General features: G+C 44.9%; 12 protein-coding genes. 5 read left to right on the top strand and 7 right to left on the bottom strand.

The window, feature by feature from the left end; genetic code table 11:
* Positions 1 to 88: 88 nt before the first annotated feature.
* From K1X61_12480 to K1X61_12455, 6 genes are all read right to left on the bottom strand, one after another.
* Positions 89 to 1,252, bottom strand: coding sequence for an NTP transferase domain-containing protein (locus K1X61_12480; GenBank protein MBX7109458.1), 1,164 nt, complete (start codon positions 1,250 to 1,252; stop codon positions 89 to 91).
* The gene (gene moaC, locus K1X61_12475) at positions 1,233 to 1,709 is read right to left on the bottom strand and encodes a cyclic pyranopterin monophosphate synthase MoaC (GenBank protein MBX7109457.1); all 477 of its coding nucleotides are present in this window, start codon (positions 1,707 to 1,709) and stop codon (positions 1,233 to 1,235) included. The genes K1X61_12480 and moaC overlap by 20 nt, the downstream gene beginning before the upstream one ends.
* Positions 1,710 to 1,784: 75 nt before the next feature.
* Positions 1,785 to 2,975, bottom strand: a complete 1,191-nt coding sequence (locus tag K1X61_12470; GenBank protein ID MBX7109456.1) for a molybdopterin molybdotransferase MoeA — start codon at positions 2,973 to 2,975, stop codon at positions 1,785 to 1,787.
* A gap of 142 nt (positions 2,976 to 3,117) precedes the next feature.
* Positions 3,118 to 4,089, bottom strand: coding sequence for an MlaD family protein (locus tag K1X61_12465; GenBank protein ID MBX7109455.1), 972 nt, complete (start codon positions 4,087 to 4,089; stop codon positions 3,118 to 3,120).
* 2 nt (positions 4,090 to 4,091) lie between these two features.
* A complete protein-coding gene (locus tag K1X61_12460; protein ID MBX7109454.1) occupies positions 4,092 to 4,865 on the bottom strand; it encodes an ATP-binding cassette domain-containing protein in 774 nt (257 codons plus the stop codon).
* A 15-nt stretch (positions 4,866 to 4,880) separates the two neighbouring features.
* A complete protein-coding gene (locus K1X61_12455; protein ID MBX7109453.1) occupies positions 4,881 to 5,672 on the bottom strand; it encodes an ABC transporter permease in 792 nt (263 codons plus the stop codon).
* A 544-nt stretch (positions 5,673 to 6,216) separates the two neighbouring features.
* Here K1X61_12455 and K1X61_12450 point away from each other — a divergent pair.
* Entirely contained in the window at positions 6,217 to 7,944 is a 1,728-nt protein-coding gene (locus tag K1X61_12450; GenBank protein MBX7109452.1) for a hypothetical protein, read from the top strand.
* A 197-nt stretch (positions 7,945 to 8,141) separates the two neighbouring features.
* Here K1X61_12450 and K1X61_12445 read toward each other — a convergent pair whose 3' ends face one another.
* Positions 8,142 to 8,552, bottom strand: a complete 411-nt coding sequence (locus tag K1X61_12445) for a helix-turn-helix transcriptional regulator (GenBank protein MBX7109451.1) — start codon at positions 8,550 to 8,552, stop codon at positions 8,142 to 8,144.
* Between K1X61_12445 and K1X61_12440 the strand changes: the two genes are divergently transcribed.
* From K1X61_12440 to K1X61_12425, 4 genes are read left to right on the top strand one after another with little or no spacing between them, the layout of a single operon-like run.
* Positions 8,545 to 9,456 carry an SDR family NAD(P)-dependent oxidoreductase gene (locus K1X61_12440; protein ID MBX7109450.1) on the top strand — a complete coding sequence of 304 codons (912 nt, stop codon included), beginning with the start codon at positions 8,545 to 8,547 and terminating at the stop codon, positions 9,454 to 9,456. The genes K1X61_12445 and K1X61_12440 overlap by 8 nt on opposite strands.
* A gap of 37 nt (positions 9,457 to 9,493) precedes the next feature.
* Entirely contained in the window at positions 9,494 to 10,363 is an 870-nt protein-coding gene (locus K1X61_12435; GenBank protein MBX7109449.1) for an alpha/beta hydrolase, read from the top strand.
* A gap of 6 nt (positions 10,364 to 10,369) precedes the next feature.
* Positions 10,370 to 11,233: a hypothetical protein gene (locus K1X61_12430; GenBank protein ID MBX7109448.1), complete on the top strand. Its 864-nt coding sequence runs from the start codon at positions 10,370 to 10,372 to the stop codon at positions 11,231 to 11,233.
* Between the two features lie 18 nt (positions 11,234 to 11,251).
* A complete protein-coding gene (locus K1X61_12425) occupies positions 11,252 to 12,256 on the top strand; it encodes an NADP-dependent oxidoreductase (protein ID MBX7109447.1) in 1,005 nt (334 codons plus the stop codon).
* The last annotated feature ends 224 nt before the right edge of the window (positions 12,257 to 12,480 follow it).

The following is a 12,480-nucleotide window of genomic DNA, read 5'->3' as shown; positions in this document are numbered from 1 at the left end:
AACAATCAAAGCAAGATCAATATCCGGATATCATTGGCCATACAAAGATGACGCTGTCAGTGCCTGGCACAGCTTAAAAGAAAATTGCTCAGCTGTTGTTTAGTAATAGCTGCTTTGCTTTTATCAAATCTTCCTGTGTATTCACATTCATCAACGCATTGGCGGAAGGTACTTTGATGACAGCAGCATCGCTGTTGATCAGCACCTTTCTTGGGCAGGAATAACCCTGTGCAAGAAATGACAATAACACTGCATAACTCTTCGGTTCCCAGATCGCGATCAGCGGCTCCGGTAATCCGTCATGCGGGCTTTCGAAAGCAGTGGCAATGCGGGCAGTGTTGCGATGCTCGACGAGGAAACGCAAGACATCTTCGTGGAGCAAGGGCAGGTCACAGGCAACCACCAGCCACGCTGCATCAGGCTGTTGGCGAAAGGCCGAGAGGATAGCGCCATACGGCCCCAATCCAAGGAAGGTATCGGTGATTGTTTTGAATGACGAATGCAGTTCCTCTTGTTGCTCTTCCCGGCAGGAAATAAAAACATCCTTACAGCATTGCTGCAACAACTCCGCCATGAATAGCCGCTGTTCTTTCCCGTGCCAGCTGATTCTTCCCTTATCACTGCCAAGCCGCAGGCTTTTACCGCCTGCCAACACTAATCCTTTCAGCACAGGTTTGGCGGCCTTCATCTTTTCGTGAAAGAAGCTGATGATCATTTCCTTCGCCGTTATCCGGTAAACGGGAATCTTCTCCACGCCTGGCAGGGCTTCCTTCACGAAATCAAAAATATCTTCCGCACCGCCGGCCAGTAAAATCAGCTGTACATTGGTAAGCTGCTGTATTCTTTTTCGCAGCGAATCTTTCCTGGCCGGATGTATCACCACCACCTGCGTTTTGGCCTGATGATGATTGCCGTTTACCAAAACAATATCAGCATCATGCATCAGCTGCCGGAACTGAAATGCATGCAAGGTCTTTTTAAATTCGAACTGATGATGGCTGATCTTGTCCGTGTATTCCATCACGGCGCCGGAGGCAAGCTTTCCAGGCAATGTCACCGCATCATCTTCTTTAGCATGGTCCGCATCAACATAGGCACATGCAAATTGCGGCGACAGGCTGCTGATGATTGCATCTGCCAGCATTTTGATATCGGCACACGGAGCACCTACGATGGCCCATTCATTTCTTGCGAAAAAGCCAAGCGCGGGTTTCAGGAGATCCGCATGTTTTTTATGCTGCTGAGAAATCATTTTTTCCACCGGTTTTACTGAGCAACTTTGTTTCTTTAATCACTATGTGGTGACTCATCGCTTTACACATGTCATACACCGTAAGTGCTGCCACCGATGCGCCGGTTAGCGCTTCCATTTCAACACCTGTTTTGGCTGTAATGGCTGTTGTACATTCAATCACAAGTTCATTCGTATTCCTCATCTGAATCGTAATGTTGCAATTTTCCAGGCTGAGCGGGTGACATAAAGGAATCAGCGCTGCTGTTTTTTTGGCAGCCATGATGCCGGCGAGAATGGCTGTTTGAAAAACAGATCCTTTTTTTGTCCGGATATCACCATCGCTGAATTTTGCAGCAATAGCTGCCGGTAAAACAACCACGCTTTGTGCCACGGCAACACGGCGGGAGACCTGCTTCTCCCCTACATCCACCATCTTCACCTTTCCATCCTCATCCAAATGCGTAAAATCTTTCATCATGTTTACACGGGAATTTTGTGAGCAACATACTCAACATCAAAACCAACCTTTACTACCTGCGGATCCATGCATTCAATATCTCCATACTCGGTACACTTCACCTTTCGTAAAGTTATTCCGTTCGAGCGGAAGTTCCATAAAAGCATTCCGGCCCACGAGATTGGCAAAATCGCCCGAACCGTTTCCCATCGTGGGATCTGCCAGCCATTGTCCCTGCTCATTCACCCTAAGTTTCACCTGCAGGAAATATTGCAGCTGCGGCGTGAAAACAAAATCTTCTGCGAGCATGGCATAATGATTTTCGTGTTCTACATTCCATGAAGCCATCAGCCAGGGAAGAAAGTAACGGTGCAGGCACATAAACGTGCTGACCGGATTTCCCGGCAGGGCAAACACAAGCAGTCCGTTGTCATGTTTGCCAAACCAGAAAGGTGCGCCGGGCCTTTGCTTCACTTTATGGAAAAGTTTTTTTACCGAAAGCTCTTCAAGTGCTTTCGGCACATAATCAAATTTACCTGCGGAAATGGCGCCGCTGATGATGATCACATCATACTCGCTGAGGCACTCGCTGATGGTTTCCTTCGAGACAGCCGCGTCATCACGGATATGCAGCATCGCAGCATCCAGTCCGAACTGCTTCAGCACGGCCTGCACCGCATAATTATTGGAACGCCTTACCTGGAATGGCGCCGGCGTTTCCGTTACTTCCACAAGCTCATCGCCGGAAGAGATAACCACCACGCGTGGCAACTTCTTCACCAATAATTCATTTTTTCCGGTAGCAGCAGCCATATTGATGATGGCCGGCGAGATCCGTTGATCACGACTGCATACCACTTCGCCCTGTCGCTTGTCTTTGCCTTTGAAGTGAATATTCTGTGCAGCCATCACCTGCTCCGTGAGCAGCGTAGCCAAGCCATCTTTCATCGTAAGATCTTCATAGCGGATGACAGTGTCAACCGTTGCACCAAGCGCTGCGCCGGTCATAATCTCTATACATTCATCTTCCGATTGAATAGTCAGGGGTATATCACCTGCTGCCTGTGTGCCTGCCATCCTGAAACTGCGGACACCGGCTTTCCAAGCGGCATACCGTACGGCAATGCCATCCATCGTAACCCTGTCATACGGCGGAAAGTCACGGTCTGCGATAATGTCTTCCGCCAATACACGGCCCAATGCCCCGGTGAAAGCGATTCGTTCCGTACCGAAATCTCTTACTTGCGCGAGTACAATTGTATCGGCTTCCGCTACAGTGATCATAGATGGATGTTTTAGCTGACAGGGGCAGGTATGCGCAAGTGGTGTGACGATTTTTGAAACCGGACGATGACTGCAAGTAAGACAACTTTCATCAGCAGCCGTACAGTCGTGAACATACTGCACAGGAAGGCTTCCCGGCTACTTATTGTTGTTGCTTTTTCTTTTCCTTCTCCTGGTCTTTAAAATAACCGCGCAGCAGGAAGCTATGCTGCATGGCTTCCAGGTCTTCATTCAGCTTCACCGAACCCTCTTCCAGGTTTTTGATGGTGGCCTTCATGCTTTGCGCCGTGGAATCGTCGGTCATGATAACACCCAACGGCGATGAAGGATCATTCACCGATGCTTCGAGGCTGCTGACTACAGCACTGGCATCTTTCACAATCTGATTGAGCTGTGTAACAGATTGCCTGATTTTGCTGAAGACCATCGTGTCGGTGACAAGTTCATTGGCCAGCCCGTCGCCTTCATTCAGTTTGGTAGTGTAGGATTTTATTTCGGCAGACACCTGCTTCGCGTTTTCCGCAGCTTCACTTAATGTTTTTGTAGTCGCTTCCAGGTTATTGTACAGCGTCTTATCAACCAACAACTTCCCGAGTGTGCCTTCACCGCTCATAATCTTCTTGCCGATCTCTTTGAAATCAGTGGTGATGGCCAGGATGTTCACGTTATTTTCCTGTAGCGTGTTGAACATGTCTTCCGTAGTATATGCCTTGTCAACACCCAGCCGGTCGCCTTCCTTTATCGCAGGCTTGTCAGCGCTGCCACCGTATATGACGATGATCTTGTTCCCGATCAGACCGTCGGAGCTGATCTTGGCTTTCGCATTGTTATGGATGAAGGGTTGTGCTTTCTGATCGATGTTCATAACCACCAGCACCTGCGACTCGCCGAAGAAACTCATGTCCTTTACGGTGCCGATCTTCACACCGGAAAACCAGATATTATTTCCCTGCTGCAGTCCGCCGACATCGTCGAACACGGTGGTGATTTCCACTTTCCTGATAAAGCTTTTATTCAGGCTGCCTATTGCCAGAACGCCGGTAATGAAGAATGCCAGTCCGATCAGGATAAAGATGCCAACTACAATTGAACGCCTGTTGCTTGAGATAGCCATTGTTATTGTATAAAGTTGTAATCAAAAAAACTTTTCACCCTTTCATCGCCTGATTCAAACACATCTTCAAAACTGCCGACCCTTAAAAACCGCCCTTCCATCAGCATGGCGATACGGTCGCCTGTGGCTTTGGCACAGGTAAGGTCGTGTGTGATGATGATAGAACTGGTATGATAACGATGCTGCACTTCATTGATGAGTTCATTTATTTCCATGCAAGTGATGGGATCGAGCCCGGCGGTCGGCTCATCATAGAGCATGATCTCCGGTTTCAGGATCAGCGTGCGTGCTATGCCGATTCTCTTCCTTTGTCCGCCTGACAGGTCAGCCGGCATCTGATCAATTTTATCCTGCAGGCCAACAGCTTCCAGTACTTCATTCACCGCATCATTGATTTCGGCCGTCTTAAGGCTTCTCAGGTTCCGCACGAGTGGAAACTCAAGGTTTTCCCGTACCGTCATGCTGTCGTATAAAGCACTGCCCTGGAATGAAAATCCGATCTTCAGCCGCAATGCCTGCAGCTGCTTTTCATTCAGCTCGTTCACCTGCAGGCCGAGCACATTCACCGTGCCGCGGTCAGGTTTCAGCAGCCCGGAGATGATTTTTATCAGCACTGACTTGCCCGTACCAGAACGGCCCAGGACCACCACGTTTTCGCCTTTGTATACATCGAGATTCACATCGCTCAGCACGTGCAGCTCTCCGAAGGACTTGTATATTCCCTTCAGTGAAATCACCACCTGCTGCTCATCTATGACCTCTTTCTTTTTCCGCATACCGTCATTTTTCGCTTACTTCATTCTCATCCAGGTTATCACCTGCACGATCAGTATTTCTTCAATAAAAATAAGGAACATTGATATAACGACAGAAGTATTGGCCGCCCTGCCGACACCCTGTGTTCCCTGTGTGGCATTAAATCCTTTGTAGCAGGCCACGATGCCGATGGTAAAGCCGTACACAATAGCCTTGAACAGGGAAGAGAAGATATCGAGGAAGGTGATCTGCTGAAAAGCTGACTGAAAAAATGCAGTGAAGCTCGTGAGCTCATTCATGTGTACATTGAGGTAGGAGCCCATCAGTCCTACAAAAGCGCTGTAGATCATCAGCACCGGCACCGTGAGCGTGGTGGCCAGCACCCTGCTCACCACCAGGAATTTAAAGGGGTTCACGGCCGACACTTCCATCGCGTCAATCTGCTCGCTCACCTTCATGGAACCGAGCTCGGCACCGATATTGGAGCCCACCTTTCCGGCGGCTATCAGGGCGGTGACGAGGGGAGCCAATGCCCTGATGATGGCGATGGCTATCAAAGAAGGCAGCCAGGAGGCGGCACCGAATTCAGCCAGCGAGGGTCGCGACTGATTGGTGAAGACGATGCCGGTAACGAAGCCGGTTAAGGTGGTTAATGGCAGCGACTTATAGCCGATCTCAAAACACTGCCTGACGATTTCGCGGAACTCAAAAGGCGGCTGAAACACCTCCTTAAAAAAGCGTGTGACAAACTTAGCGGAATTGTACAGGTCGAGAAAAACCGGGTCGACCCATTTGGCTATAACATACTCTCTGCGTCCGGAACTCATGCCCCATACATCCTTACGTGAAAACTATACTGCTTCGATGACTTCATCATGGCTGACTGCTGTGTGAAACGCTTTAATCCTGCAAAGATACCGCAACGGTAATGCATCTTTTGAAGGGTTCAAGATATTTATTATTGGGGGAAAAAGTAAATTAGGGTGGCGTGCGCTTAGATTGTGCATTCTATAACAGGATCTGATGGTTTGCCTAAAAGTGCTGATGAAGTTGGAATAACATTCACTTAAAAATCAGCATGAAAAAACTGTGTTTATGATTGCTTCGATGAATAAAAAAGCTAATATCATTTCTGGAACGATGAAGGAATGCAGCAATGCGCCGCAGCGGACATAAAACAACCGGAAGCAACATTAAAAAAGCTATGTTCGACACTTGTTAAGCGATCATTTGTAATCGCTACCCGGCTTTTATTCAAATGGCTTGCATGGTAATTTTATTAAAAGCAATACGGAAATGACGGCTGATTTCAAGAACTAATGCATGAATCCGATTTGCTTTACCTTAGTTCAATAACAAAAAACAAATTACATGCGGCATCTTCTGGTTTTACTCTGGCTTGCTCCAGTCCTCTGCTCCTGCAATCAGCAAGCAGAAAAGAAAACGGTAACAGCTAAACCGGATTCGAGCTCAACGCTATATGGTTGCTGCGTTCCCGAAGTATTGGATAAGGCATGGTATGCTTCAGGAAAAAAAGCGCCACTGTTTGATGGGTTGGACGGAATACATTTTCCTGTTTCAACCAATAACGCAACGGCACAAAAGTATTTTGACCAGGGGATGATGCTGTCTTTCGCTTTTAATCATGCCGAAGCAGGGCGTTCGTTTTTTGAAGCTGCACGGCAGGATTCAACCTGTGCCATGAGCTGGTGGGGATTCGCCTACGTATTAGGACCGAATTACAATGCAGGCATGGAGAAAGATAATTTTATAAGGGCGTACGATGCCATGCAAAAAGCAAAAAAATTTGCTGCTGCAAGCACACAGAAAGAAAAAGATCTGATTGAAGCATTATCGCACCGCTATACAAACGACACCACCATTGCCCGGCCTTTGCTTGATTCATCCTATGCAGCAGCCATGCGGAAGGTTCATACCAAATATCCCGATGACGTTACGGTTGCCGCGCTATTTGCTGAATCACTAATGGACCTGCATCCCTGGGATCTCTATAAAAAAGATGGAACAATTCAGCCCTGGACACCGGAAATCTTAAACTTACTTGAAAAATGTTTACAGGCAGCACCAAAACATGCAGGAGCAAATCATTTTTACATCCATGCAACTGAAATGTCGCAACATGCCGAAATGGCAATGGCAAGTGCCGACCTGTTGCGTGACCTGGTTCCCGGATCAGGCCATCTTCTTCATATGCCCTCACATACTTACATACGAACAGGAAACTATCACGATGGAGTTATTGCCAATCAAAAAGCTGTGCTGATCGACAGTTTGTATGTGGAAGCCTGTCATGCACAGGGAGTATATCCGCTTGCCTACTATCCGCACAATTTTCATTTCATTTCAGCATGTGCTACGCTGTGCGGTGAAAGCAAAATTGCCATGACAGGAGCGCATGCAACTGCTGATCATTCGCATAAAAAATTATTGCTCGATCCGGCCTGGGCAACGCTGCAGCATTATTATTCCATACCCTGGTTTGTGGAAGTAAAACTTGGTTTATGGAACGATATTTTTCAATCACCACCGCCAGAAAAAGAGCTGAAGTATCCGTCAGTGATCTGGCATTACGCACAGGGAATGGCAATGCTTTCGCAAAATAAAACAGGGGATGCGAAGCAGCAGCTTGCAGCAATGGAAGTAATCATGCGCGATACAACAATCAAGGATTTGACGATATGGGGAATAAACAGCGTATATGATCTTTGCGTGATTGCGTCAAAAACCCTGGAGGGAGAAATAAATGCGAAAGAAAAAAATTATGCATCCGCCATCGCACTTTTAAAAGAAGCAGTGGCCATTGAAGATGCTTTAAATTACAACGAGCCGCCTGACTGGTTTTTTTCCATCCGCCATCATTTAGGGGCTGTTTTAGTGGCGGCAGGAAAATTTCAGGAAGCCATTGCCGTTTACAATGATGATCTAAAAACTTACAGAGAAAACGGATGGGCCTTAAAGGGACTAATGAATGCGTATGAACAATCAGGGGATAAGATGAAATACGATGAAACCAAAGCCCGCTTTGATATTGCATGGAAAAATGCTGACATTAAAATTGCATCTTCCAGGATTATGTGAAATTTCAACAGCAGGGCAATCAATGTATTTCCGCTGATATCATTACTGCGGGCTATAAAAAGTTGTACTTCAGGAACTTTGCATACTATTCATTGATCACAAAATTTACGACAATGATAGAAGAAGTGCCCTACAGGCAATAAGCATGAAGTACCGTTTGCCAACGCTTCATTTCCGCTGCCATGAATACTCCGCTTTTAAACTTTTTTCAGCGCTTTCATGGAAGACCTGATAAATCCTTCCTTATCCCTTTTTGCTTCCTTTATGATTGGCTTTATTTCCTGTGGAATTGTTAAATATTTCTCAGCCCATAAATGCACTTCCACCAAAATGGGAAACAACTCAATTCCCTTTTGGGTGAGTTTATAAAACACCCTCGACCTGGTGCCGGGATTTTCCACCTTTTCAATAATCCCATTTTCTTCCAGTGCCGACAAACGGGCAGATAAAATATTCGTAGCAATACCTTCTTGCGATTTCAGAAAGTCGCCATAAGTTGACTTATTGTAAAACATCAGGTCCCTGATGATCAGCAGCGACCACTTATCTCCCCAGATATCCAGCGAGCAGCTTAACGGGCACTCCGATCTTTTTTTCAACTTGCTCATAAAAATATTTTTTTGTTTGCACTTGCTTTTTGCAAGTATTGTTGTATGTTTGCACTTGCATATTGCAAGCAAAGATACAAACAGCCCATTAATAACAAAGACCATGAAGCAAACTATTTTAGTAACAGGCGCATCATCAGGCTTCGGTTTACTGATTGCAACCAAACTACATGATAGTGGATACAGTATTATCGGAACAAGCCGCTACCCAGCAAAGTATGCCGCAAAGTTTCCCTTTAAAATGATAGCATTGGACCTGGACGATGAACAATCATTAGCCACTTTTTCAGCGCGATTGTTCAGGGAAATAAATCAGCTGGATATGCTCATCAATAACGCCGGCTTTTTAGTGTCCGGTATTGCAGAAGAAATACCTGTTGAGTTAGGCAGGCAGCAGTTTGAAACAAATTTTTGGGGAACGATCAAGGTAACAAATGCAGTCTTGCCCCATTTCAGAAAACAAAAGTCCGGTAAAATAATAACAGTAGGTTCTATTGTAGGGTTGGTATCCTTCCCCAATGCAGCTTACTATGCAGCGTCCAAACATGCTTTGGAAGGTTATTTCAAAGCATTAAGATATGAACTGACAGAGTTCAATATAAGTGTTGCAATGATTCAGCCTTCTGCTTTCAAAACAAGCATTATGGATAACTCCTTTTCGCCGTTAAATAAAATTGACGACTACAACTCTTTGAGAAGCAAGATTGAAAAATTCACAACCGGCTTAGTCAATAGTGCTGAAGACCCTGCAATTGTTGCGGAAAAAGTACTTAATGTAGTCAGGGCTGACAGGCCTAAATTCAGGAATGTGGTTGGCAAGGGTACTAATGTGTTGTTTAATCTGCAACACTTTGCCTACGGGATTTTAGAAAAAAATGTGCTTAAGCAATTAAATAAAAACTAAAAATCCATTTCCTCCAACAATCTCAATCATACAAAAAATGAAAATTACACAAAACGGCAGCGCTTCAGATGCGGTCTACACTTATGCAACAGTTCCCACTCAATTTGTAGCAGCCAACGGTATTCAATTCGCCTATCGCTCTTACGGCAAAACGGGTGACATACCGGTTATTTATTTCAATCACTTAACGGCCAACCTTGATAATTGCGACCCGAGAATCATGGATGCCATTGCAGCACATCGTCAGATAATTTCATTTGACTATCGTGGTGTTGGCGCCACAACAGGCAAACAGGGAGAAAGTATTGCCGATATGGCAAAAGACGGAATCGCTTTTATTCATGCCCTGGGCTTCAAACAGGTTGATATTGCAGCATTCTCTATGGGTGGATTTATTACACAAGAAATACTTTTAACAGCACCGCAGCTGGTTCGTAAAGCAATACTTGCAGGCACAGGACCAAGAGGTGGCACAGGAATACCCGATGTGGCTGGTAAAACGTATGGTGATATTTTCAAGGGGCTATTTACATTCAGAGATCCCAAGTTCTATTTGTTTTTTAATCAAAATAAAATCGGAAAAGCTGCAGCAAAAGATTTTCTAAATCGCTTAAAAGAGAGAAAAGAAAACCGTGATAAAAACGTAGCGCTTTATGTGCTGAAAAAACAATTGAATGCGATAAAAAAATGGGGAAATGAAAGCCCTATGGATTTAAGTGTGTTCAAACTGCCGGTATTTATTGCCAACGGAGATGCCGACAGAATGGTGCCAACTCCATTATCTTTTGATATGGCTAAGAGATTTCCCAACGCCCAAATAAAAATTTACCCTGACTCCGGGCATGGTGGTATTTTCCAATACCACGAAGAGTTTATACCCAAAGCCATTGAATTTTTAAATCGATAAATCAACATGAAAAATAAATTTATCATAACACTCTGTATGCTTTCGCTTACCGCCGCTTTTGCACAAAACAAAACTACCTCTCCGATCAAGGTTCAAACCAAAGTTAAATCAGAAAAACACAGCTCTTCGTCCATATTGCTTTGGATGCGGACAGATACACCTCGTCAGGCAGGAATGGACAGGTGGAAAGGCCCGCACTCAAAAATAATCTCAGCGAATAAAGGGTTACTGGAATACAGGCAAATCCATTTAGCGGAAAATAACACCGGGCTATGGCAACCCATTAACGGTGTTGAAACTATCATTCCATCCGGCCGAAAAATTGATGGCATAGCCGATGTTACTTTGAAAAATGTCTTTTCCATTTTCAGAGGGAAAAAGCAAAACAAACTCGCCTCTAAAGATGAAGTAAATATTTTCAGGCGCACTATTCTATATGCCTCACTGGGAAATGCTTCCCGATGGTATGAAGCAGCACCACCCAGCGATGCCGTTAAAGCAAGAAGCATTGTTTTTTTCAGCATCAAAGAAGGTGTAAGTGAAAATGATTTTAAAAAATATATAACCGAAGAACTCACACCCACTTTAGCGAATATGGGTGTACTGAAAGAGTTAAGAAGCAAAGTGTATATGCCCTGGAAAGAAAAGCAATGGAACACACCAGGTGTTGCTCACGACAATGCGAAAGAAGTGCAGTTTCAAGCCTCGCTCATGGTAGGTTTCGCTGATGCAAATGCCATGGCAGCATTTTTCACTGGAGATGAAATCAAAAAATCAGCTGACAGACTATCACTGTTTTGCTCAGCAATTCATGCATACGAAATACAGGAAACCATAACATTTGTTGAAGACGGTAAAATTATTCATTAAATAAAAAGCACTTAAAAGATGAAAGCATTCACTGTTACAAAATACAGCGATAAAGAAAAACTAAAACTCGCTGACATACCGGTACCGGTGGCCAAAGACAATGAAGTATTGGTTGAGGTACATGCTGCCGGAATAAATTTACTGGACTCGTTGATAAAGAAAGGCGAATTCAAAATTTTTCTTCCCTACAAACCGCCATTTGTTTTAGGACACGATGTTGCCGGAGTTATTACACAGGTTGGCTCAGGTGTAAAAAAATTTAAGGTTGGCGATGAGGTTTATGCAAGGCCTTCCAACTTTCATATTGGCACTTTTGCCGAATATATTGCCATCCCTGAAAACGATTTAGCCCTGAAACCAAAAAATATCTCCATGGAAGAAGCGGCATCCATTCCGTTGGTTGGCTTAACGGTATGGCAGGCCTTGATTGAGATCGGAAAACTGAAAAAGGGGCAAAAAGTTTTCATCCAGGCAGGTTCAGGCGGCGTAGGAACATTTGCCATTCAATTCGCAAAACATGCAGGCGCTACCGTTGCCACCACAACCAGCACCAATAATATTGATATGGTTAAGCAACTGGGCGCTGATGTAATTATTGATTACAAGAATGAAGACTTTGCAACCAGGTTGAAAGATTATGATATCGTGCTGCACAGCAACCGTGAATCAAAAATTCTTGAGCAATCTTTACGCATATTAAAGCCGGGCGGCACCGTCATTTCACTGACCGGCCCGCCAACACCTGAGTTTGCCGGAAAATTAAACTTAGCATGGCACCTGCAATTCCTCACTAAAATATTGAGTGCGGGTGTAAAGAGAAAGGCGAAGAAATTAAACGTCAATTTCTCGTTTCTTTTTATGAGCGCAGACGGCAACCAGTTGAGTGAAATTACTACTCTCATAAACGCAGGTGTTATCTCGCCCGTTGTCGACAAGGTATTTCCGTTTGAACAAACCAATGAAGCATTGGCTTATGTAGAAACCGGCCGTGCAAAAGGAAAAGTAGTGGTGAAGATGAAATGAAATTCCATCTATGAAAAATAACTTGCTGTAATCCTCCCCATCGGTGCAATCATCCGATTACGAACAACATACTCCAGCAATATTACATACATAGGGTTCCTTCCATCATCAGGCGCAGCATATGCTGCAAACATCCCGATAAAACATCCTGATATTCATATCTGAAAAACCAACCATGTAGTTGTTGACAACATGGCTTACGGAACACAAGTTACTGTTGTCAT

Source organism: Chitinophagales bacterium (assembly GCA_019694975.1).
GTDB lineage: Bacteria > Bacteroidota > Bacteroidia > Chitinophagales > UBA10324 > JACCZZ01.
This window is presented reverse-complemented; position numbering and strand designations above follow the sequence as displayed.